Source organism: Sanguibacter sp. Z41_6, assembly GCF_059621145.1.
In genome coordinates this window covers 274,245-294,658 of the sequence record NZ_JCAQIF010000001.1, presented here as the reverse complement: position 1 = coordinate 294,658, position 20,414 = coordinate 274,245, and the positions used below count along the sequence as shown (strand labels likewise).

General features: G+C 71.3%; 23 protein-coding genes and 1 riboswitch. Of the genes, 11 read left to right on the top strand and 12 right to left on the bottom strand.

The features are described from left to right. Positions 1-79 precede the first annotated feature (79 nt). A riboswitch (TPP riboswitch) is annotated at positions 80-189 on the top strand. Next, the gene (gene thiC / locus AC54T1_RS01390) at positions 181-1,854 is read left to right on the top strand and encodes a phosphomethylpyrimidine synthase ThiC (RefSeq protein ID WP_496910750.1); all 1,674 of its coding nucleotides are present in this window, start codon (positions 181-183) and stop codon (positions 1,852-1,854) included. (Overlaps the previous riboswitch by 9 nt.) Before the next feature lie 18 nt (positions 1,855-1,872). Here thiC and AC54T1_RS01385 read toward each other — a convergent pair whose 3' ends face one another. The 4 genes from AC54T1_RS01385 to bla form a co-directional block, all read right to left on the bottom strand. Next, a complete protein-coding gene (locus AC54T1_RS01385) occupies positions 1,873-2,325 on the bottom strand; it encodes a septum formation family protein (protein WP_484343548.1) in 453 nt (150 codons plus the stop codon). 388 nt (positions 2,326-2,713) lie between these two features. After that, positions 2,714-3,523: a DUF4190 domain-containing protein gene (locus AC54T1_RS01380; protein ID WP_484343547.1), complete on the bottom strand. Its 810-nt coding sequence runs from the start codon at positions 3,521-3,523 to the stop codon at positions 2,714-2,716. A gap of 45 nt (positions 3,524-3,568) precedes the next feature. Further along, positions 3,569-4,363: an exodeoxyribonuclease III gene (locus tag AC54T1_RS01375; protein WP_484343546.1), complete on the bottom strand. Its 795-nt coding sequence runs from the start codon at positions 4,361-4,363 to the stop codon at positions 3,569-3,571. 26 nt (positions 4,364-4,389) lie between these two features. Beyond that, entirely contained in the window at positions 4,390-5,364 is a 975-nt protein-coding gene (bla, locus tag AC54T1_RS01370) for a class A beta-lactamase (protein WP_484343545.1), read from the bottom strand. A 62-nt stretch (positions 5,365-5,426) separates the two neighbouring features. On the opposite strand from bla, the gene AC54T1_RS01365 reads away from it, so the two are divergent. The 5 genes from AC54T1_RS01365 to AC54T1_RS01345 all read left to right on the top strand — a co-directional run bounded on the left by AC54T1_RS01365 (position 5,427) and on the right by AC54T1_RS01345 (position 8,826). Then, positions 5,427-6,218: an SDR family NAD(P)-dependent oxidoreductase gene (locus tag AC54T1_RS01365; RefSeq protein WP_484343544.1), complete on the top strand. Its 792-nt coding sequence runs from the start codon at positions 5,427-5,429 to the stop codon at positions 6,216-6,218. A gap of 9 nt (positions 6,219-6,227) precedes the next feature. Next, positions 6,228-6,818, top strand: coding sequence for an orotate phosphoribosyltransferase (gene pyrE, locus AC54T1_RS01360; protein ID WP_484343543.1), 591 nt, complete (start codon positions 6,228-6,230; stop codon positions 6,816-6,818). A gap of 5 nt (positions 6,819-6,823) precedes the next feature. After that, positions 6,824-7,387, top strand: a complete 564-nt coding sequence (locus AC54T1_RS01355; protein WP_496910749.1) for a hypothetical protein — start codon at positions 6,824-6,826, stop codon at positions 7,385-7,387. Between the two features lie 138 nt (positions 7,388-7,525). Then, positions 7,526-7,831, top strand: a complete 306-nt coding sequence (locus AC54T1_RS01350) for a hypothetical protein (RefSeq protein ID WP_484343541.1) — start codon at positions 7,526-7,528, stop codon at positions 7,829-7,831. An 83-nt stretch (positions 7,832-7,914) separates the two neighbouring features. Further along, positions 7,915-8,826 carry a hypothetical protein gene (locus tag AC54T1_RS01345; RefSeq protein WP_496910748.1) on the top strand — a complete coding sequence of 304 codons (912 nt, stop codon included), beginning with the start codon at positions 7,915-7,917 and terminating at the stop codon, positions 8,824-8,826. Positions 8,827-8,910: 84 nt separating this feature from the next. On the opposite strand, the gene AC54T1_RS01340 is transcribed toward AC54T1_RS01345, so the two are convergent. From AC54T1_RS01340 to AC54T1_RS01330, 3 genes are all read right to left on the bottom strand, one after another. Continuing rightward, positions 8,911-9,651, bottom strand: coding sequence for an HAD-IIA family hydrolase (locus AC54T1_RS01340; protein ID WP_484344233.1), 741 nt, complete (start codon positions 9,649-9,651; stop codon positions 8,911-8,913). A 32-nt stretch (positions 9,652-9,683) separates the two neighbouring features. Next, the gene (locus tag AC54T1_RS01335; protein WP_496910747.1) at positions 9,684-10,406 is read right to left on the bottom strand and encodes a DedA family protein; all 723 of its coding nucleotides are present in this window, start codon (positions 10,404-10,406) and stop codon (positions 9,684-9,686) included. A gap of 78 nt (positions 10,407-10,484) precedes the next feature. Continuing rightward, positions 10,485-11,345, bottom strand: a complete 861-nt coding sequence (locus AC54T1_RS01330) for a hypothetical protein (RefSeq protein ID WP_484343538.1) — start codon at positions 11,343-11,345, stop codon at positions 10,485-10,487. 66 nt (positions 11,346-11,411) lie between these two features. Here AC54T1_RS01330 and AC54T1_RS01325 point away from each other — a divergent pair, with 66 nt between their 5' ends. Further along, the gene (locus AC54T1_RS01325) at positions 11,412-12,074 is read left to right on the top strand and encodes a TrmH family RNA methyltransferase (RefSeq protein ID WP_496910746.1); all 663 of its coding nucleotides are present in this window, start codon (positions 11,412-11,414) and stop codon (positions 12,072-12,074) included. Positions 12,075-12,093: 19 nt separating this feature from the next. On the opposite strand, the gene AC54T1_RS01320 is transcribed toward AC54T1_RS01325, so the two are convergent. Both AC54T1_RS01320 and AC54T1_RS01315 read right to left on the bottom strand, forming a co-directional pair. Beyond that, positions 12,094-12,558, bottom strand: a complete 465-nt coding sequence (locus AC54T1_RS01320) for an LppA family lipoprotein (protein WP_496910745.1) — start codon at positions 12,556-12,558, stop codon at positions 12,094-12,096. 113 nt (positions 12,559-12,671) lie between these two features. Next, positions 12,672-12,797 (bottom strand): hypothetical protein, encoded by a 126-nt coding sequence (locus AC54T1_RS01315; RefSeq protein ID WP_496910744.1) that lies wholly within the window; start codon positions 12,795-12,797, stop codon positions 12,672-12,674. A 205-nt stretch (positions 12,798-13,002) separates the two neighbouring features. Here AC54T1_RS01315 and fbaA point away from each other — a divergent pair, with 205 nt between their 5' ends. Continuing rightward, positions 13,003-14,025 (top strand): class II fructose-bisphosphate aldolase, encoded by a 1,023-nt coding sequence (fbaA, locus tag AC54T1_RS01310; RefSeq protein ID WP_496910743.1) that lies wholly within the window; start codon positions 13,003-13,005, stop codon positions 14,023-14,025. Positions 14,026-14,143: 118 nt separating this feature from the next. On the opposite strand, the gene AC54T1_RS01305 is transcribed toward fbaA, so the two are convergent. After that, entirely contained in the window at positions 14,144-14,572 is a 429-nt protein-coding gene (locus tag AC54T1_RS01305) for an STAS domain-containing protein (RefSeq protein WP_484343533.1), read from the bottom strand. A gap of 149 nt (positions 14,573-14,721) precedes the next feature. On the opposite strand from AC54T1_RS01305, the gene AC54T1_RS01300 reads away from it, so the two are divergent. After that, positions 14,722-16,953, top strand: a complete 2,232-nt coding sequence (locus AC54T1_RS01300) for a SpoIIE family protein phosphatase (protein WP_496910742.1) — start codon at positions 14,722-14,724, stop codon at positions 16,951-16,953. A 16-nt stretch (positions 16,954-16,969) separates the two neighbouring features. Here AC54T1_RS01300 and AC54T1_RS01295 read toward each other — a convergent pair whose 3' ends face one another. Further along, the gene (locus tag AC54T1_RS01295) at positions 16,970-17,335 is read right to left on the bottom strand and encodes an STAS domain-containing protein (protein ID WP_484343531.1); all 366 of its coding nucleotides are present in this window, start codon (positions 17,333-17,335) and stop codon (positions 16,970-16,972) included. Between the two features lie 98 nt (positions 17,336-17,433). Between AC54T1_RS01295 and AC54T1_RS01290 the strand changes: the two genes are divergently transcribed. After that, positions 17,434-17,892, top strand: coding sequence for a DUF3151 domain-containing protein (locus tag AC54T1_RS01290; RefSeq protein WP_496910741.1), 459 nt, complete (start codon positions 17,434-17,436; stop codon positions 17,890-17,892). 172 nt (positions 17,893-18,064) lie between these two features. Next, positions 18,065-19,351: an adenylosuccinate synthase gene (locus AC54T1_RS01285; RefSeq protein WP_496910740.1), complete on the top strand. Its 1,287-nt coding sequence runs from the start codon at positions 18,065-18,067 to the stop codon at positions 19,349-19,351. A gap of 82 nt (positions 19,352-19,433) precedes the next feature. On the opposite strand, the gene AC54T1_RS01280 is transcribed toward AC54T1_RS01285, so the two are convergent. Continuing rightward, positions 19,434-20,369: an anti-sigma factor RsbA family regulatory protein gene (locus tag AC54T1_RS01280; protein ID WP_496910739.1), complete on the bottom strand. Its 936-nt coding sequence runs from the start codon at positions 20,367-20,369 to the stop codon at positions 19,434-19,436. Positions 20,370-20,414: the final 45 nt, after the last annotated feature.

Below are 20,414 nucleotides of genomic sequence, written 5' to 3'. Positions count from 1 at the left end.
GCCGCGGAGATGCGCGCGTCGTCATCGTCGAGACTACTGCCTGAGCGGGTGCCCGGTTTGGGGTACGGTGTCCGGACAACCACACATGCACGGGAGCTCGCAGCAGCGAGCTGAGAGGGCGGCTCAGCGCCGCCGACCGTTCGAACCTGTCCGGATCATGCCGGCGTAGGGAGAAGCTCGATGAGCACGATGGATGCTGCGCGCACGCCTGTCACCACCCAGACCGTCACCACGGGTCCCATCGCGGGATCGTCGAAGGTGTACCTGCCCGTCCCGGACGCACCGGGCCTGACGTTCCCCGTCCGCCGGGTCAACCTCAGCAACGGCGAGCACCTCGACCTCTACGACACGTCCGGCCCGTACACGGACGACTCCCCGGACGCCCCGGCGATCGACGTCGTCGCGGGTCTGGCCCCGACGCGCGACGCATGGGAACGGCCCGAGCCGGTCGACGGTGCGAGCACCCAGCTCGCGTGGGCCCGTGCCGGGATCCTCACGCCGGAGATGCGGATCGCCGCGGCCCGCGAGGGCGTCGACCCGGAGCTCGTCCGCTCGGAGGTGGCACGCGGGCGCGCGGTCATCCCCGCGAACCGCAACCACCCCGAGCTCGAGCCGATGGTCATCGGCAAGGCGTTCGCCGTGAAGATCAACGCGAACATCGGCAACTCCGCGGTGACGTCCTCCATCGAGGAGGAGGTCGAGAAGATGGTGTGGGCAGCCCGGTGGGGGGCGGACACCCTCATGGACCTGTCCACGGGCAAGGACATCCACGCCACGCGCGAGTGGATCATGCGCAACTCCCCGATCCCCGTCGGCACGGTGCCGATCTACCAGGCGCTGGAGAAGGTCAAGGGCGACCCCGCGAAGCTCACGTGGGAGGTGTACCGGGACACGGTGATCGAGCAGTGCGAGCAGGGCGTCGACTACATGACCGTGCACGCCGGGGTGCTGCTGCGCTACATCCCGCTCACCGCCCGCCGGGTCACCGGGATCGTCTCCCGCGGTGGTGCGATCATGGCGGCGTGGTGCCTGGCGCACCACGAGGAGTCGTTCCTCTACACCCGGTTCGCCGAGCTGTGCGAGATCTTCCGTCGCTACGACGTGACGTTCTCCCTCGGCGACGGCCTGCGCCCCGGCTCCATCGCGGACGCCAACGACGCCGCGCAGTTCGCGGAGCTCCGCACTCTCGGAGAGCTGACGAGGGTCGCGAAGTCGTACGGCGTGCAGGTGATGATCGAGGGCCCCGGCCACGTGCCGATGCACAAGATCGTCGAGAACGTGCGGCTCGAGGAGGAGCTGTGCGAGGAGGCGCCGTTCTACACGCTCGGCCCGCTCGCCACCGACATCGCCCCGGCCTACGACCACATCACCTCGGCGATCGGCGCGGCGATCATCGCCCGGGCCGGCACCGCGATGCTCTGCTACGTCACGCCCAAGGAGCACCTCGGTCTGCCGGACCGCGACGACGTGAAGACCGGGGTCATCACGTACAAGATCGCGGCGCACTCCGCGGACCTCGCCAAGCAGCACCCGCGCGCGCAGGAGCGCGACGACGCGTTGTCCCGGGCCCGGTTCGAGTTCCGCTGGAACGACCAGTTCGCCCTGTCCCTCGACCCGGACACCGCGCGGGCGTTCCACGACGAGACGCTCCCCGCCGAGCCCGCGAAGACGGCGCACTTCTGCTCGATGTGCGGACCGAAGTTCTGCTCCATGCGGATCTCCGCGGACGTGCGCGAGTACGCCGAGAAGAACGGACTCACCACGGTGGATGCCATCGAGGTGGGCATGGCCGAGAAGTCGAGAGAGTTCGAGGACGCCGGCGGCCGCGTCTACCTGCCGGTCACCCAGGCGTAGCGCCGGGGCCGGCGCCCGTCACAGCTGCGCGGCCATGCTCTCGCCGATCGTGGTGCCCTCGGGTGTCGTGACGACGCACAGCCCGGTCCGGTCCCCGTCGGCCCACGAGTCCTTGCTCGGGAACCACAACGAGAAGCTGAGGTCGTCCGGGTCGAACGTGCCTGTGCTCACGGCGTCCTGGGTGCACACCTCCGCGAGCTGTTCACGCAGCGGTCGCGTCCCCGGGTAGTCGTCGGCGTCGTCGTACGTCACTCCCGCGACGGCCTGCGACGGGTGCTGCTCGTCGCACGGGACGACCGTCACCGTGTCCACGGCGCGCCCCGTGCGCGGTGCGTCGAAGCAGTTCCCGACGACGACCTGCTGGGAGGACACCTCCACCTCCTCCGTCACCTCGGCCTCGAGCGGCTCGATGCTCGGTCCGCGGTCGAGGAGGAGGAACGCGCCGACACCGACGAGCACGATCACGGCCACCCCCACCGCCACCAGGAGGGTCCGACGTCCCCGGCGACGTGCCGCGGGGGCGGTGGGTGCAGGGACGTCGGGAGCCCCGTACGCAGCCCCGGGCGCTGACGACGGCGCTGACGACGACGGCGCTGACGACGACGGCGCTGACGACGACGGCGGGGGCGGGGGCGGGGCGGTGCCCGATGGCGGCGGGGGCGGTGGCACCGCGTCGCGCCGAGGGCCGGGTGTGGGTTGCCCGGGCGGCGGTGGCGGGGGAGGGACTGACGTCACGGGTGATCGACCGCCTTCGGGACGTGTCCGCCGGGCGGACGCGATGACTTCTCAGAAGACTATCGTCGCTGGTCCTCGTCCGCGGGCCCGTCCCCCGCGCCGTCGATCGCGCGGCCGCGGGTGATCAGTGTGCGAGAGCGACGTCGTCCGCGGCGATCGTCCCCGTCACGGGCCCGTGCCTGGACGTGACGAAGCACCACGCCTCCGTCTCGCCGTCGGCCCACAGGCCGGACGTCGGGGCGACCGGCACCGTCCGGAACAGGGTGGCCGACGCGGGTGGGAGGGCCGCCAGCTCCTTCTCGCACGCGGCGGCGGCCTCGCGCTGCATCCCGGGGCGGCCGGGGTACCCGCCGCCCGGTGCCGACTGGACCGGGACGCGGGACAGGAGCTCGGTGGTGTGGGCCTCGTCGCAGGGCGTCACGGTGACTCGGCTGCCAAGTGCGAGCGACGCGTCGAGGCAGTGGCCGGGGGTGACGTCCCACAGATAGATCTCCGTCGGCGCGTCGACGCGAGCAGGGTCGGAGTAGAGCTCGCTGCGGTCACCGAACCGGACCGCGTCGACGACGAACCAGATGCCCGCCACCCAGAGCGCGGTGACGGTCGCGCCCACGACGATCCCGGCGACCGCGAGACCACGACCCCGCTGCCGATCGCCCCGGCCCCGAGCGCGTCTGATCTGCCCGAGGCCGGCGATCCCGAACACGACGCCGAGGAGGGCGGCGAGTCCCAGTGCCGTGAACGGGACGGCGATCGCGGCGACCGCGAGGCCGTTCCGGCCGGCGGGGCGCAGTGCCCCGTCGGCAGGACGCCGCGCGCCGTCACCGCGACGCCGCGTGCCGCCCGGTGCCGACGACGGCACGGGCGAGGGCGTTCCCTCCGCGGGCCCGTACGTCGGCGCTGCGTAGGGGGAGCGGCCCGGCCCGAGCGACGTCATGGGCGTTCCCCGGGTGCCGGGCGACGGGGAAGCACGGTCGGACGATCAGTCCGTCGCGACGTCGACGATGACGGGGACGTGGTCGGAGGCGCCCTTGCCCTTGCGCTCGTTGCGGTCGATCTCGACGCCGGTCACGGCAGGTGTGAGCCCGGGGGAGGTGTAGGCGAAGTCGATCCGCATGCCCTGGTTCTTCGGGAACCGCAGCTGCTGGTAGTCCCAGTAGGTGTACTTGCGGTCCTCGGGGACGAACTCGCGGGTCACCTCGGTGAAGCCGATGCCCTCGAAGGCTGCGAACGCGTCACGCTCCGGCTGGCTCACGTGCGTCGCGCCCTCGAACACGGCGAGGTCCCACACGTCCGTGTCCCGGGGCGCGACGTTCCAGTCGCCGACGAGCGCGATCTTCGCGGCAGGGTCCTGGGCCACCCAGCCGCGGGCGTCCTCCCGCAGCGTCCGCAACCACTCGAGCTTGTACTCGTAGTGCGGGTTGTCGAGCGCGCGCCCGTGCGGCACGTACAGGCTCCACACGCGCACGCCGCCGCACGTCGCACCGATGGCGCGCGCCTCGAGGTGCGGCTCCTCACCGAAGTGCGGCTGGTCCGGGAACCCGAGCTCCACGTCCTCGAGCCCCACGCGGGAGATGAGCGCGACGCCGTTCCACTGGCTCAGCCCGAAGTGTGCGACCTCGTACCCCGCGGCCTCGAACACCTCGAACGGGAACTGGGCGTCCTTGCACTTGGTCTCCTGCAGGGCCAGCACGTCGGTGCCGCTGCGCTCCAGGAAGGCGACGGCACGGTCGGCGCGAGCACGGATCGAGTTGATGTTCCACGTGGTGAGGCGCATGCCCACAGGCTAGCGGGGAGCGCGCACTAGGACCCGCCGGGGTGCTCGGCGACCAGGGCCTCGAGGGTGAGGGTCGTCGCGCGTGCGAGCACGGCGTCGTCGTGCACCGCGTCGGGCTCGGACCGGTCCGAGAGGACGACGAGGACGATCGGCTCGGCGTCGGGCGGCCAGAGGAGGGCGACGTCGTTGCGGGTGCCGTAGGCGGCGGCCCCGGACCGGTCTGCGACCGTCCACCCCGCTGGTGCTCCGGCCCGTACGAGATCCGTCCCGGTCCCGCTGGCGAGCATCCCGTCGAGCAGGACGCTGAGCGACTCCTCGGCCAGCACGTCGGTGAGTGCGAGCCGCTGCAGGCCGGTACCGAGCGCGCGCGGAGTGCTCGTGTCCCGGGTGTCGCCCGGCACCGTCGCGTTGAGGTCCGGCTCCCAGCGGTCCACCTGGGTGACGTCGTCCCCAGCCGCACGGAGCGCTGACTGCAGGCCCGCGGGCCCGCCGATCTCGGCCAGCAGGAGGTTCGCGGCCGTGTTGTCGCTGTGGATCAACGCGGCGTCCACGACCTCGCGCAACGACATGCCGGTAGCCACCCGCCCGCTGGTGACCGGGGAGTGGGCGACGAGATCGTCCGCGGAGAACGTCCGCACGGTGCTGAGGTCCGCCGGTGTGCTGCGTGCGAGGACCTCCCCGGCAGCCAGCACCTTGAGGGTGGATGCGTGAGCGAACCGTTCGTCGGCGCGGTAGGCGAGCTCCCGGCCCGTGCCTGTGTCGAGGGCCCAGACGCCGAGCCGGGTCCCCGTCTCGCTCTCGAGGGAGGCGAGCTGCGGGTCGGCGGACACGGGTCCGGGGCTCGGCGTGCCGGGCTCCGGTTCGGCCGTCGTCGGCGTCGGGCTCATGGGTGCGGGGACCTGCGGCGGCGTCGCGGTGCCCGCACCGCACCCGGTCAGTGCGGACAACCACGTCGCGGTGGCCACGACGACGACGGCGCGCAGGGACGGGGACCTGGACATGCCGACCAGGCTAGCGGCGGACCTCCGCCGGCCGTCCAGCGCGTGTCGGTACCCTCGTCCACATGGCAACGGCACTCATTACCGGCGCGAGCGCCGGACTCGGCCTCGAGTTCGCGTGGCAGCTCGCGACGGCGCACCACGACCTCGTCCTCGTGGCACGGGACGTCGAACGCCTCGAGCGTCTCGCCCGGCAGCTCACGGCCGCCGCCGGGGTCCGGGTCGAGGTCCTCCCGGCGGACCTCGCCGACGCCGAGCAGACGGAGAAGGTCGCCGAGCGTCTGCGTTCGACGACGGACCCGGTGAGCCTCCTCGTCAACAACGCCGGGTACAGCGTCCACGAGCCGTTCGTCGGAGGTGACATCGACAAGCAGATCGCCTCCCTCGACGTCATGGTCCGTTCCGTCATGGTCCTCGCCCACGCGGCAGCGGGACAGATGGTCCCGCGGGAACGCGGAGCGATCCTCAACGTCTCCTCGATCGCGGCGCTCACCGCGTCCGGGACGTACTCCGCGCACAAGGCCTGGGTGCGTGTCTTCACCGAAGGGCTGGCCGTCGAGCTCCGCGGCACCGGCGTCACGGCGACCGCCCTGTGCCCGGGCCTCGTGCACACCGAGTTCCACGAGCGCGCGGGCATGGACACCACGCGGACCCCGGAGATCGCGTGGCTCAACGCACCCGCCGTCGTGACCGCCGCGCTCGCGGACGTGCGTCGCGGCACCGTCATCTCCACCCCGAGCCTGCGCTACCGCGCGGCCGCCGGGCTGCTGCGCGTCCTGCCACGCAGCGCCGTGCGCGCGGCACAGACGGTCGTGGACGGCAGCAGGGGCACGCGCGGCGACGCACCGGGCAACTAGCCTGGGTGCGTGACCACGAACCCAGACTCCTCGACCCTGTCCCGCACGCCGCGCGAGCAGCTCCGTGACCTCATCGCCGAGCTCGCCGTCGTGCACGGCAAGGTGACGCTGTCCTCCGGCAAGGAGGCCGACTACTACGTCGACCTGCGCCGTGTGACGCTCCACCACCGAGCGGCCCCCCTCATCGGCCACCTCCTGCTCGACGCCCTCGAAGAAGCCGGGCTCGGGACCGCCGAGATCGACGCCGTCGGTGGTCTCACTCTCGGAGCGGACCCCATCGCGACCGCCCTGCTGCACGCCGCGGCCAGCCGCGGCCAGGATCTCGACGCGTTCGTCGTGCGCAAGGCCGCGAAGGCCCACGGCATGCAGCGCCAGATCGAAGGTCCCGACGTCGCGGGACGGCGCGTCGTCGTCGTCGAGGACACGACGACGACCGGTGGGTCGCCGATCGCGGCCATCGAGGCCGCGCGTGCGGCCGGCGCGACGGTCGCGGGCTGCGCGACGATCGTCGACCGCGACACCGGCGCCCGCGAGAAGATCGAGGCGCTCGGCGTGCCGTACCTGTCCCTGTTCGGCCTCGCTGACCTCGGCCTGGCCTGACCGCCGTGCGGGAGTCCGTCTCCGGCGACGTCCTGACCTGGTGGTGGGTCGCCGCGATCGTCCTGGCGCTCGTCGTCCTCGTCGGCCGCGGTTGGCGGGAACGACGGCGCGGCGCGGTCCTGCGCGAGTGGGCCGCCGGGCACGGCTGGACGTACCACGGGACCGATCCGACGCTCATGGACCGGTGGGCCGGGCCGCCGTTCGCCGTCGGAACCTCCCGCAGGGTGCGGCACGTGATGACCGGTGCCGTCGGCGGGCGCCAGCTGGTGTCGTTCGGGTACACCTACATGACGGGCCGTGGCCCGTCCTCACGCAACCATCGGTGGCACGTCGTCGCGATGCTCGTCCCCGAGAGTGCGGGGAGGCTCGTCCCCGAGGGTGCGGGGAGCGGATCGCAGGGCGCCCGAGGCTGGGACCGCGACGACGCGACAGCGGACGGGCTCCGCTTCGTCGACGGTGCTGTCCTCAGCGTCCGGCCCGGGGACCCGACGGGGGACGGCATCGAGGTCGCGACGCGGCTCCTCGCCGGCGCCGTCGGGGCAGGTGGGCCCGGGCGCCCGCACCTGTGACTGCAGGGGGACGGTGCGGTCCGTTGCGTGCAGCGCACGGATCGTACGGGTCGCCCGTCCCGGCCGTGGCGCGACGCACCGGAGCGTGGGTACTTCTCCCCATCGTCACAATTTCACCCGGTCCGTAGGGTGCGCCTCATGAGCCTGACGTCCGCCCCTCGCCTGACCGCCACCCGTTCGCGCACCGGACGTGGCGTCCGTGCCTGCCGGACCGTCAGCGCCGCGTCCCGCCACGAGCTGGCGGCTCAGTACTTCGACGCCGCCGCCGCGGTGCGGGCCACGGTTCCAGGCCGGGGGACTGCGGCAACGACGGTCTCCGCGCTGCGCGGGAGCGGCCCGTCCCGGTCCCTCCTGCGGTCCACCGTCCCACTGTCCTGGACGACGGGAATCATCGGCGCCGCGTTCTCCGCAGCTGTCCTCGCCGGGGTCAGCCTCGGCGCCTGACGCCACCCTCGTGGGCGCTCGGGCCCGGACCCGGGGAGTCCTCCCCATGGCATGACCCCGACGCTCCGCTAGGCTTCCCGGCCATGAGCTACGGAATGGATCCCTCGCAGCAGGTCCCGGCCCGGCCGACGTCTGGTCCCAAGACGGGTCCCGGGCCGGCAGCACCGGCGTTCGGGCAGGTTCCCGGACCCGACCAGCCAGCCCCGACGGGTTACGGCGAGCCAGCCCCGACGGCCCCGAGCTACGGCTACGGCGCGCCAGGCGGGGTTCCTGGCAAGACCTCGTCCGCAGCGCCGGCGTACGGCATGCCCGCGGCCGCGCCCGTGCCCTCCGGAGCTCCCGTGCCGGGTATCGCTCCGCCGAGCGGCTACGGGTCGCCCTCGGGACACGACGGGCCCTCCGTGCCGCCGGCGCCTTTCGCCGGACAGGCCGTCGTCAAGCCGTCGCTCGACCAGTACCGCAAGTTCATCGGCTCTGGTCCCATCGCGGCCGTGTTCCTGCTCGTCTTCCTGTACCTCCGCCACGGGATCGTCGCAGCGATCGTGGGCGTCGTGGTCACCGTCATCGTCCTGGGTGGGATCTTCCTGCACATGCGGCGGACCGAGGTGCGCATGGACGTCGCGAACGTCGTGCACCGGCACCTGTTCGGCACCCGCCGCTTCGCTCGCAGCGACGTCGGCGAGACCGTCCTGGCACCCTTCCAGGCGACCGCCCAGGACCGCCGGCTGGTGCTCACCCTCCTCGTGCGCGACCGCGGCGGACGCAAGCTCCTGCGGCTCGCCTCGTCGATGTGGAGTCCGGAGGACCTCGAGAGGCTCGCGTACTCGTTCGGCGTCACCCCGCGGATCCACGACGAGCTCCTCACGCCCAAGACGCTCGAGGCGTACCACCCCGGGTCGACGTCCCGGGTGGAGCGGCACCCGATGCTGATCGGTCTGGCGGTCGCTGCGCTCATCATCGTCGCGGTCGCCATCGTCGTCGTCGCGTTCGGGTAGCCGACCACGGGGGAGAGCCGGCGGGCGCTACGGTCAGAGGCGCGCGCCGGCCGGGCAACGGACGCGGGTCAGTCCCGCGCCCGCTCAGATGCGTTCGACGAGGTCCGCGATCGAGTCGACGACGGTGCTCGGGCGGAACGGGTACGTGTCGACGTCCTTGACGCGGGTGGACCCGGTGAGCACGAGGAACGTGTGCAGCCCCGCCTCGATCCCGGCGACGACGTCGGTGTCCATGCGGTCGCCGACCATCGCCGTCGACTCAGAGTGGGCGTCGATGCGGTTGAGCGCCGAGCGGAACATCATGGGGTTGGGCTTGCCGACGAAGTACGGCTCGCGTCCCGTGGCTCGGGTGATCATCGCGGCCACCGCACCGGTCGCCGGCAGCGGCCCCTCCGTGCTCGGCCCTGTCGGGTCGGGGTTCGTGCAGATGAACTTCGAGCCGCCGAGGATGAGCCGCACGGCCTTCGTGATCGCCTCGAACGAGTAGGTGCGCGTCTCGCCGAGGACGACGTAGTCGGGGCTCGACTCGGTGAGCGTGTAACCCTCCTCGTACAGCGCGGTCGTCAGGCCGGCCTCGCCGATCGCGTACGCGCTCCCACCGGGGATCTGGTCGGAGAGGAACTGGGCCGTGGCGAGCGCCGACGTCCAGATGGACCCCTCCGGCACATCGATGCCTGTCGCGGCGAGACGCGCCCGGAGGTCGCGCGCCGTGAAGATCGAGTTGTTGGTGAGGATGAGGAACGGGCGTTCCTTCTCGCGCAGGGTCCGGATGAACTCAGCGGCCCCGGGGATGGCGCGACCCTCGTGGACGAGGACCCCGTCCATGTCGGTCAGCCAGGACTCGATGACGCGGTGGGTCACGGGTTCTCCTTGGAGACGATGTTGCCGGGGTCCGAGGCTGGGACGACGGCCGCGACGGCCTTGCGCCGCAGGGACCAGCCCCGGAAGACCTCGACGATCACCGGGAGGACGGAGATGAGCACGATGAGGATGAGGATGTACTCGATGTTGTCGTGCACGAAGTCGATCTGACCGAGGAAGTACCCCAGCAGCGTGACGCCCACCCCCCACAGGAGCGCACCGATGACGTTGTAGCTGACGAACCGCTTGTACGGCATGCGTCCGACGCCGGCCGCGACCGGTGCGTACGTGCGCACGAACGGCACGAACCGCGCGAGGATGATGGCGCGACCGCCGTACTTGTCGAAGAACGCGTTCGTCTGGTCGATGTACTCCTGCTTGAAGAAGCGCGAGTCGGGGCGCCGGAAGATCTTGGGTCCGACCTTGTGGCCGATGAAGTAGCCCACCTGGTCCCCGGCGAACGCTGCGACGAAGAGCAGGACGCACAGCAGCCACAGCGGGAAGTCGAGGTCGTCGCGCGCGACGAGCATGCCGGCGGTGAACAGCAGGGAGTCCCCGGGCAGGAACGGGAAGAGCAGCCCGGTCTCGATGAACACCACCAGGGCGATGCCGATGAGTGCGTACGTGCCGAACGACGCGATGAGCGAGTCGGCGTTCATCCACTCGGGTCCCAGGGCGACGACGTGTCCGGAGGCAGCGAGGATCTCAGCGGTAGTCACAGGGCCAGGGTACGTGGACGGCCTGGATGGTCATGTTGTCGTCCGAGGTAGGCCGAAGCCGGTCCAGGACGCCAGGCGTCATCCGACCCTGATCTTGGACCCCGGGTCCTTGGCGCGGATCGCCGCGACGAGCTCCTCCGCCGCCCGCTCGTCCTCGTCGAGCGTCTCGTGGTGCGTGACGCTCAGACGGGGCTTGAGCTTGTTCTCCGTGAACGTGATGTCGGCGCTGTGGTGGGCGGGGACGGGGAGCGTGGCGAGGGCCTCGAGGTTGCCGAGGTTGTTCATCCAGGCGTCGATGACGCGCTCGTTCCACGCTCCGGCATTCTCCTTGAGCACGCGAGAGGTCGCACGGTCGTACTCCCGCTCGTTCTCGATGGAGTACGAGATGTCGGCGACGATGCCGTCGCCGCCGACGTCGACCGAGAGGGTCGACTCCGTCGCGAGGACGGAGCCGCTCGCGAGGACGGTCCGCCACCACTCGCCGGCGGTGCGCGCGGCCGACACGGCGGCGTGGCGAGGCACGTCGCTGATCGTGTAGTGGCAATCGACCGTGTCGAGGATGATCGTCCGCTCCGGGAGCCGCGCGTACAGGTGCTCGTGGGCCCGCAGGACCTGGTCGAGCACCGCGACGCGTGCCGACGAGAGCACGATGAAGGAGTAGGTCGTGCCCTCGTCGGCCGTGTCCTTGACCCCGAGGTCGAGGACCCACTTCTCCTCGCCCGTGGCCAGGACCGGCACGATCGCCGCGAGGCGTTCGGAGGTGTGCGAACGGTCGCCGACCACCTCGACCGAGTAGGTGAGGGGTGTCTGCCGGTCGGGAGCCTCCACCGACACGTCGGCCCCCGGGGGGAACATCGCGCGCACCGTGTCCGCGCGTGCCTGGGCCGCGTCCATGTCGGCCGAGGGCTTCCCGCCGCTGAGAAAACCGAAGAGTGCCATGACGCAAACCTAGTGCGTGCACGGCTGTGCGGTGCCTCTCCCCGCCCGGGCCGGGAGAATGACGCCATGACATCTGAGGACCCGACCGCCGACGCGTCGCCCGAGGTCGGCGTGGGCCCGTGGCCCGGCGGCCCCGACGCGTGGCCCCGTCTCCCCAGCGGCGAGCCGGACCCGCGGTACGACGTCGAGCTCCTTGCCGGTGGGGACCGGCGGAACGTCGTCGACCCCTACCGGTACTGGTCGATGGAGGTGATCGTCGCGGACCTCGACACGCGTCGGCACCCGTTCCACGTCGCGATCGAGAACTGGGGTCACGACCTCAACATCGGGTCAGTCGTGCGGACGGCGAACGCGTTCGCGGCGCAGGAGGTGCACATCGTCGGCCGGCGTCGGTGGAACCGCCGGGGCGCGATGGTCACCGACCGCTACCAGCACGTCCGGCACCACCCGGACGTCGCGGACTTCCTCACCTGGGCGCAGGACGCGGGCGTGCCGGTCATCGGGATCGACAACGTGCCGGGCTCGGTGCCGCTCGAGGGGTACGCGCTGCCCCGCACGTGCGCCCTGCTGTTCGGGCAGGAGAGCACGGGGCTGACACAGGAGGCACGGGAGGCCAGCCTCGACATCCTGCACATCACCCAGTTCGGCTCCACCCGGTCGATCAACGCGGGCGCGGCCGCGGCGATCGCCATGCACGCCTGGGTGCAGCAGCACGCCCGGATCACATAGCTCGCTCGCTCCGGGCGAGCTATGTGGCCCCGGCCGGGGCGGAGTCCCACACGTGACACCCGGTGGTGACAGCGAACGTCGTGTTCGTCGCCATACCGAACGTGTAGGACCCGCCGAGGGAGTCCTCACCGAAGATCTCACGTTCGCCCGGGCGATCGATCGTGGTGCGCGTCGAGAAGCCGAACTCGGACGCGACCTCCTCGACGATCTCGGTCGATCGCTCCTGGTCCTCTCCGTACGTGCCCGTGAACCTCATGAGCGTCAGGTGGACGGTCTCGCCGTCAGGGAGACGGCTGTCGTCGCACGCCGACCGGAGATTGTCGAGGCTGTTCTCGGCAACCGCCCATCCGCGGCCGCCGAGCTCTGCGTCGAGGCGGGCGATCGCCGTCTCGCGCATCTCCTCGTACCGCGCGAGGGCAGTCTCCATCGACGGGCGTCCGGTCATGGTGCTGTTCTCCTGCGGGGTGGGCGAGCAACCGGTCATGACGGCTGCGAGGACAGCGACGGTGCTGGCAAGGCGAGCTCTGACCAGGCGAGCGCTGACCAGGCGAGCTCCAGGCCGTGCGGGAGACGGACCAGATGCAGTCATCGTGGTCGTCACGGCGCACCCACGAGCCGGTCGGCGCTGCCGACGACCACGGCCGCCATGGGGTGATGGCTCGTCGAGCCGGGGTCGAGGTACCCGGTGCTCAGCACCTCCGTGTCGACCGTCGTGCCGCTCATCCGCCGGGCCTTCCTGTCCGAGATGGGCGTTCGGCCCGCGCTTTCCCGGTCCGGGCAGACCGTATCGGCGTGGGCCGGGAAGGTCGATGGACAGAAGTCCCCGCCCACTGGTGTCACAGGTCGAACGGCCCCGCACCGGGCCTGCGGATCCGTGACAAACTTGACCCGACAGTCCCACTGACCCCTCTCGTACAGGAGCTATTCGATGGCTATCGCCACCCCCGAGGTCTACACCGAGATGATCGACCGGGCACGGGCGGGCAAGTTCGCCTACCCCGCCGTGAACATCACCTCCTCCTCGACCATCACCGCGGCCCTCCAGGGCTTCGCTGAGGCCGAGAGCGACGGCATCATCCAGGTCTCGGTCGGCGGCGCCGAGTACGCGTCCGGCTCGACGATCAAGGACCGCATCGCGGGTTCGCTCGCGCTCGCCGCCTACGCGACCGAGGTGGCGAAGAACTACTCCATCACCGTCGCGATCCACACGGACCACTGCGCCAAGCAGAACCTCGACTCCTGGGTCCGCCCGCTCCTCGCCCTCGAGGCGGAGCAGGTCAAGGCAGGCAAGCTCCCCACCTTCCAGTCGCACATGTGGGACGGCTCGTCCGTGCCGCTCGAGGAGAACCTCGTCATCGCCGAGGAGCTCCTCGAGCTCTCGAACGCTGCTCGCACGATCCTCGAGATCGAGGTGGGCGTCGTCGGCGGTGAGGAGGACGGCCACGAGGCCGAGATCAACGAGAAGCTCTACACCACGGTCGAGGACGGCCTCGCGACCGTCCGCGCGCTCGGTTCCGGCGAGAAGGGCCGCTACCTCACCGCCCTGACCTTCGGCAACGTGCACGGCGTCTACAAGCCCGGTGCCGTCAAGCTCCGCCCGTCGCTGCTCAAGGAGATCCAGGAGGGCGTCGGCTCCGTCATCGGCAAGGAGAACCCGTTCGACCTCGTCTTCCACGGCGGCTCCGGCTCCACGGCGGCGGAGATCGCCGAGGCGGTCGACAACGGCGTCATCAAGATGAACATCGACACGGACACGCAGTACGCGTACACGCGTCCCGTCGTCGGCCACATGTTCACCAACTACGACGGCGTCCTCAAGGTCGACGGCGAGGTCGGGAACAAGAAGGCCTACGACCCGCGCGCCTGGGGCAAGGCGGCTGAGGCCGGCATGGCTCAGCGCATCGTCGAGGCTGCGCAGCAGCTGCGTTCGGCCGGCCACAAGCTCGGCTGATCCTCGTGTCCGGGCTCCGGCCCGGACGCACGCGAAGGGCCCCGGTGGATTCCACCGGGGCCCTTCGTGGGTTCGTCGTGCGTAGCGTTCGTCGTGCGTAGTGTGCGTCGAGCGGCGGTCAGACCGTTCGTACCTCGTGCTCGGACGCGGCATCGTCGACGATGTCGAGCAGGTCGCCGATGGAGGTGACCTCGAGGAGGAAGCGCACGGTCGGCGGGGCCCGCAGGACCCGGACGCGGTGCTCGCTGATCGCCGTGAGGCGGGCGAGGAACGCGACGCCCGTGGAGTCCATGAACGTCACGTGGTGGGCGTCGATCTCGACGGGGAGGCCGGCTTCTTCGACGTCGCGCGTCGCCTGCTGCAGGTCGGCGACGAGATCGGCGTCGATCTCGCCCGACAGCAGCACCCGTGCGGTCGTGGATCCGACGATGACGTGGACGGTGCCAGGTTCGCTGGAGTCCGTCGCGGTCGTGGCGGTGTGCTCATCGTCGCTCTGGTGCGACGGGTCGACAGGCCCCCCATCGGCTGGAGTGTTAGCGTCACCCACGAGTACTCCCTTCGGCAGAAGACCATTGTGTCGTGGTCCAGAGGGAGTTTACTAGTAGCCCTGTGTGACCTCGGAGCAGTGCGGTCCGTCGGACGGCACTGCAGTGAGGGTAGTCCCTGCCATGTCGCCGCACGAACCGGAGGAGCGAGGTGACCCCGTCGACGCCGGAGGCGAGCACCGTCAGCGCTACCGCCCTCGCGGCGGCTGACGGCGATCTCCGGTGCCGCGCGCTCGACGCAGCCGGGGTGGCGAGCCTCGTGCTCGACGCCTCCTCGGACACCCCCCTCGTCGTCTGGGCCAATCCCGCTTTCGCCCGGGTCACCGGCCACCCCGAGGACCACTTCCTCGGTCGCTCTCTCGAGGAGCTGCAGGCACCGGGGGACGAGGAGTTCGACTACTCCGCCCTGCGTGCCCGGCTCGGAGGGGACGCGCCGGTCACATGGCGCATGCGGAACGTGCGGGCGGACGGCGACGAGATCTGGTGCGAGTACTCGGTCGCCGTCGTGCCCGCGGAGGACGACGAGCCGACGTACTGGGTGTGCATGGTCGTCGACGTCACCCAGCAGGTCCGTGAGCGTGACGAGCAGGAGCACTCGATCGCCGTGGAGCGGCTCGCCCGGAGCACCCTCGACCTCATCTCGCTCGTCTCGGACCTCCTCACCGATCTCGACTACCCGTACGTGCTCCGCGACATCGCGGCGCACCTGCAGCGCAGCGTCACGGGATGGGCGGGGTTCTTCCTCGATGACGGGGCCGGCCTCCGGTTCGCCGAGGGGATCCAGGTGCGGACCGGTCAGCCCCGCGTGGTGCACCGTGCCCGCGCGGGCGACGGCGAGGTGGACGCGCTCGGTGACGCGCGGGTCCCGGGCGGCAGCGCCGGGGCCCCGGAGAACGCCACCACCTTCATCGACCCGTTGACGGAGATGCTCGACGGCCACACGGCGGGTCCGATCGGCTTCCCGCTCCGGTCGGACTATCCGGCGCGGAGTGCGGCGCGCACGCTGGCGGAGGAGATGCGGGCTCGTCTCGACGTGACGGACCCGACGAGCGTCCCGGTCGTCGTCGTTCATCCCGTCCCCGGCCGGCGCAGGGTGCTCGGGGTCCTCGTGACGACACCTCCGGCCGACCCCGACTCGGGCGACCGGGGTGCGCTCCGGGTCGTGGCGCAGATGGAGAGCGCGACGACCACGCTGCTGCACGTCGTCGCGCGTCGCGTCGGCATGGCGATCGACAACGTCCGCCTCTACGCACGCGAGCACCAGCTCGCCGAGACGCTCCAGCGCGCGATGCTGCCGGAGCAGGCGGACCTGCCGGGGCTCGACGTGTGGACGTACTACGCGCCGACGTCCGAGCACGCCCAGGTCGGTGGCGACTGGTACGACGTCCTGCAGATCGACGACGGCGTGGCGGGCCTCGTCATCGGTGACGTCGTGGGTCACGACATCGAGGCGGCCGCGACGATGGGCCAGCTGCGCTCGGTCGTGCGGTCGTATGCGTTCGAGCTCACGACGCCGGGAACGGTGCTCGAGCGGGTCGACCAGCTCGTCGTGGGGATGCGGATCCCCCGGTCCGCGAGCCTCGTCTACGCGACGCTGCGGACCACGCCCGGCGACGACGGGACGCTGTGGACCCTCGACTACTCGAGGGCGGGCCACCTCCCGCCCCTCCTCGTGCGGGACGGGGACGTGTCCCAGCTCCTCGGTGGTGCGGGGGCCCTCATCGGGTTCGGCTCACGCTCACGGGTCACGGACTCGGCGCGGCTGCGGCCCGGCGACACGCTGGTCTTCTACACCGACGGCCTCATCGAGCGTCGGGACCGTTCCATGCGGGAAGGGCTCGAGACGCTCCTCCACGCTGCGGCCCGTGTGCAGGCGACGGACGCTGCGGGGATCGGCGAGGAGCTCCTCGCCCGGCTGGCCGACGCGCCCGAGGACGACGTCGCCGTCGTCGTCGTGCGGGTCCCCGACCCGGGGGCGCGCGGTGGGTCGGCCGGGATGAGCCCACGGTCGCGGCGCTGGCTGCTGCCGGGCGAGGCGGCGTCGATCGGCCGTGCCCGCCACGCCGTCCTGCGCACCTGCCAGGCGTGGGAGCTGCGGGACGTCGCCAATGCCGAGCTCGTCGTCTCCGAGCTCGTGGCCAACGGCGTCCTGCACGGCTGGGGACACATCGCACTGCGCCTGTTCGACACGGGCGAGGGCCTGCGCATCGAGGTCGAGGACTCCAACCCGTCCCCTCCCGTCACCACGGACGGGCACGCGAACCGCCTGGGCGGCTACGGCATGCAGATCGTCGAGCGTCTCGCCGAGTGGGGATGGCGCTCGAGCGGCACCGGCAAGATCGTCTGGGCGCGGGTCCGACCGGCCGGGGCCGGGGGGCACTGACCGGAGCAGGTGGCCGTCAGGCCTCGGGCGCCGGGGCGAGCTGGATGCCGCTCGCCGGCGTCGCCGGGTTGCACTGGTGATCCGGGTCGATACGGAACAGCTCGAGGGCGCCGCACACCTCGAGGACGAACAGGTCACGGTCGTCGCACCCGCGCAGGACGGTCGCACCGCCACGCTTGCGGCCGGAGTCGGCCAACGAGATGAGGAACGCCGCCCCCGTGGAGTCCATGAACGTCACCCGGCACATGTCGATGACGAGCAGCTGGCGCCGCAGGCCCACCACCCGTGCTGCGATCTCGGGAAACTGCTCGCGTTCGGCGAGATCGAGATCGCCGGCGATCACGAGTGTCGTCGTCGCTGGCGATGTCGCGATCTCGATCATCCTCTGACTCTAACCATCGTGGTGCGGTGCTGCACCTCGCTGGGCTCGGCGCGGCGGGCGAAGTGGGTCTGCCCGGTGGGGTGGGGGAGGATGGAGCCATGACCAACGAGCCGAGCACGACGCCCGCCACGCGCCCCCCGACGAACCTCATGCAGGGCCCGGAACCCACCCTGCTCGCCGCTGACCACCCGGACGTGGCCGCCCGCGCCGAGATCGCGTCAGGCCGCGCCGTCGGCGACGTCGCCCGTGACCTGCCTGCGTCGTCGTACGTGTGGGCGCTGCTCGCGGAGAGTGCCCTCGACCGCGGCGACGACGTCACGGCGTACGCGTTCGCCCGCACGGGTTACCACCGCGGGCTCGACCACCTGCGCCGCTCGGGCTGGCGCGGGCACGGGCCCGTGCCCGCCTCCCACGAGCCCAACCAGGGATTCCTGCGGGCGCTGGCTGCGCTGGGCGAGGCCGCTGCTCTCATCGGAGAGGTGGACGAGGCCGAGCGGTGCGCGACGTTCCTGCGCGACGCCGGCACGTCCCCGGAGGAGGTCGCCGCGCTGCGGTGAGGTGGTGGCGCGCAGGCCAGCCCCGTCGCCGGGCCACCCGCTCCGTGACCAAATGCCAATAGACGGTAAACTCGTCGCGGAATCGGGGTGACTGCCGCCCGGATGACCTGACTGCCCGCGCGACCACGCGTGTGCCGGAGCCCATCACCAGGCAGCTCGAAAGCGGGGAACCATGCCAGCCGTCGTAGTCGTCGGGGCCCAGTGGGGCGACGAAGGCAAGGGCAAGGCGACCGACCAGCTCGGCTCGCGCGTCGACTACGTCGTGAAGTTCAACGGCGGGAACAACGCCGGGCACACGGTCGTCGTGGGTGGCGAGAAGTACGCGCTGCACCTCCTGCCCTCCGGGATCCTCTCGCCGGGGGTCACTCCCGTCATCGGTAACGGCGTCGTCGTCGACATCGAGGTGCTCTACCAGGAGCTGGACGCGCTCATCGCTCGCGGCGTGGACGTCTCACGGCTGCTCGTCTCCGGCAGCGCGCACGTCATCGCGTCGTACAACCGGACGCTCGACAAGGTGACGGAGCGGTTCCTCGGCAAGCGACGCATCGGTACCACCGGCCGGGGCATCGGCCCGACGTACGCGGACAAGATCAACCGCGTCGGCGTGCGCGTCCACGACCTCTTCGACGAGAAGATCCTGCGCGCCAAGATCGAGGGTGCGCTCGACCAGAAGAACCACCTCCTGGTCAAGGTCTACAACCGACGTGCCATCACGGTCGACGAGACGGTCGACGAGCTGCTCCAGTACGCCGAGCGGCTGCGGCCGATGGTCGCCGACACGTCCCTCGTGCTCAACACCGCCCTGGACGCGGGCAAGACCGTCCTCTTCGAGGGTGGCCAGGCGACGATGCTCGACGTCGACCACGGCACCTACCCGTTCGTCACGTCGTCCAACGCGACCGCGGGTGGGGTGTGCACGGGGTCGGGCATCGGCCCGACGCGCATCGACCGCGTGGTGGGCGTCATCAAGGCGTACACGACGCGCGTCGGTGAGGGCCCGTTCCCCACGGAGCTGTTCGACGAGTCGGGCGAGTTCCTGCGTGCCACGGGCCACGAGTTCGGTGTCACCACCGGCCGTCCCCGCCGCTGCGGGTGGTACGACGCCGTCATCGCCCGCTATGCGAGCCGTGTCAACGGGCTCACCGACCTCGTCCTCACGAAGCTCGACGTGCTCACCGGCGTCGAGAAGATCCCGGTGTGCGTGGCGTACGACGTCGACGGTGTGCGCCACGACGAGATGCCGAGCGACCAGAGCGCGTTCCACCACGCGAAGCCGATCTACGAGGAGCTCGACGGCTGGACCGAGGACATCACGGGCGCCCGGACGTTCGAGGACCTGCCCGTCAACGCGCAGCGCTACGTGCTCGCCCTCGAGGAGATGTCCGGCACCCGGATCTCGTCGATCGGCGTGGGCCCCGACCGTGTGGCGACGATCCAGCGGTTCGACCTCATCGACTGACGAGCGCGAGCAGACGACGGGCGGCGACCTCCTGGTCGCCGCCCGTCGTCGTTGCCGCCGAGGCGCGCGGTGCGCGGGAGCGTCAGGTCAGCCAGGTGATGACGCGGACGACGACACCCTCGGGGGTCGTCCGGATCTGCATGAGGTCGCAGAGCTGGTTGACGATCCACAGCCCGCGGCCGCGGGGCTGCTCGAGCGTCGGGGCGACCCGGCCGACGAGCACGTCGTCGAGGGTCCCGGAGTCCCGCACCTCGAAGATCAGCGCGCCGCGCTCCTGCCACGCGCGCAAGCGTCCGCCACCACCACCGTGGTCGACGCTGTTGGCGGCGACCTCCGTGACGGCGAGCCGCAGGTCGTCGATCTCGTTCTTCTCCAGACCGGCAGCCTTGGCGTGCCGGGCGACGATCCTGCGGACGGTGGCCAGGCGGCCGTGCGCCACCTCGACCTCCTCCACGGCGCCGCGCGGCTCGGGCAGGGGCCGGCTGTACAGCGCTCGGACGTGGACGTCGGGCTCCGGGTGGCTCGCCCCGGCAGTGCTCCCGGGGGCGGGGTGGATGCGTCGAGCCTCGTCGAGGACCGTCGGGTCGAGGACGCCGGCGTCGTACGGGCAGAGCAGCGACATCCGCGCGTCTCGCGGCACGACGAGGTCGAGCATGGCTTCGTGGATGAGGCACTCGTCGAGCTCTTCCTCGCGGCGCCCGGCCCACACCGGCTGGACGATGCCGCGCAGCGCGGCTCCTGACGCCCGGTGCTGCTCGATGAACGCGAGCCACGCGGGGATGATCCGGGCGGGGTTGCGTCCGAGGCTCTCGATCTCGACGAACGTCACGTCGTCGGCGGCGGCGCCGAGCGCCTGCCGGAGGTTCTGCTCGTTGGCACGGCACACTGCCACCATGATGGGCTCGCCCGCGGCGACGGCCGCCGTGACGAACGGGACGGTCCGGTCGAGGAATGCTTCCTCGCCGCGCCACACGAACACCTCGTGCGTATAGCGCGCCTGCTCAGCAGGCTCGGTCACGTCTTCAGTCTGAGCCGTTGCTTGACTCATCTCGCTCCTCGGGTC

What these genes read in the sequence shown, in the direction of transcription:
- AC54T1_RS01315 (WP_496910744.1), bottom strand. Translation starts at nt 12,797, where the DNA reads ATGAGCGGCACGACGGTCGACACGGAGGTGCTGAGCACCGGGTACCTC.
- fbaA (WP_496910743.1), top strand. Translation starts at nt 13,003, where the DNA reads ATGGCTATCGCCACCCCCGAGGTCTACACCGAGATGATCGACCGGGCA.
- bla (WP_484343545.1), bottom strand. Translation starts at nt 5,364, where the DNA reads ATGTCCAGGTCCCCGTCCCTGCGCGCCGTCGTCGTCGTGGCCACCGCG.
- thiC (WP_496910750.1), top strand. Translation starts at nt 181, where the DNA reads ATGAGCACGATGGATGCTGCGCGCACGCCTGTCACCACCCAGACCGTC.
- AC54T1_RS01365 (WP_484343544.1), top strand. Translation starts at nt 5,427, where the DNA reads ATGGCAACGGCACTCATTACCGGCGCGAGCGCCGGACTCGGCCTCGAG.
- AC54T1_RS01290 (WP_496910741.1), top strand. Translation starts at nt 17,434, where the DNA reads ATGACCAACGAGCCGAGCACGACGCCCGCCACGCGCCCCCCGACGAAC.
- AC54T1_RS01380 (WP_484343547.1), bottom strand. Translation starts at nt 3,523, where the DNA reads ATGACGTCGCTCGGGCCGGGCCGCTCCCCCTACGCAGCGCCGACGTAC.
- AC54T1_RS01330 (WP_484343538.1), bottom strand. Translation starts at nt 11,345, where the DNA reads ATGGCACTCTTCGGTTTTCTCAGCGGCGGGAAGCCCTCGGCCGACATG.
- AC54T1_RS01320 (WP_496910745.1), bottom strand. Translation starts at nt 12,558, where the DNA reads ATGACCGGTTGCTCGCCCACCCCGCAGGAGAACAGCACCATGACCGGA.
- AC54T1_RS01350 (WP_484343541.1), top strand. Translation starts at nt 7,526, where the DNA reads ATGAGCCTGACGTCCGCCCCTCGCCTGACCGCCACCCGTTCGCGCACC.
- AC54T1_RS01340 (WP_484344233.1), bottom strand. Translation starts at nt 9,651, where the DNA reads ATGGACGGGGTCCTCGTCCACGAGGGTCGCGCCATCCCCGGGGCCGCT.
- AC54T1_RS01285 (WP_496910740.1), top strand. Translation starts at nt 18,065, where the DNA reads ATGCCAGCCGTCGTAGTCGTCGGGGCCCAGTGGGGCGACGAAGGCAAG.
- AC54T1_RS01295 (WP_484343531.1), bottom strand. Translation starts at nt 17,335, where the DNA reads ATGATCGAGATCGCGACATCGCCAGCGACGACGACACTCGTGATCGCC.
- AC54T1_RS01375 (WP_484343546.1), bottom strand. Translation starts at nt 4,363, where the DNA reads ATGCGCCTCACCACGTGGAACATCAACTCGATCCGTGCTCGCGCCGAC.
- AC54T1_RS01325 (WP_496910746.1), top strand. Translation starts at nt 11,412, where the DNA reads ATGACATCTGAGGACCCGACCGCCGACGCGTCGCCCGAGGTCGGCGTG.
- AC54T1_RS01345 (WP_496910748.1), top strand. Translation starts at nt 7,915, where the DNA reads ATGAGCTACGGAATGGATCCCTCGCAGCAGGTCCCGGCCCGGCCGACG.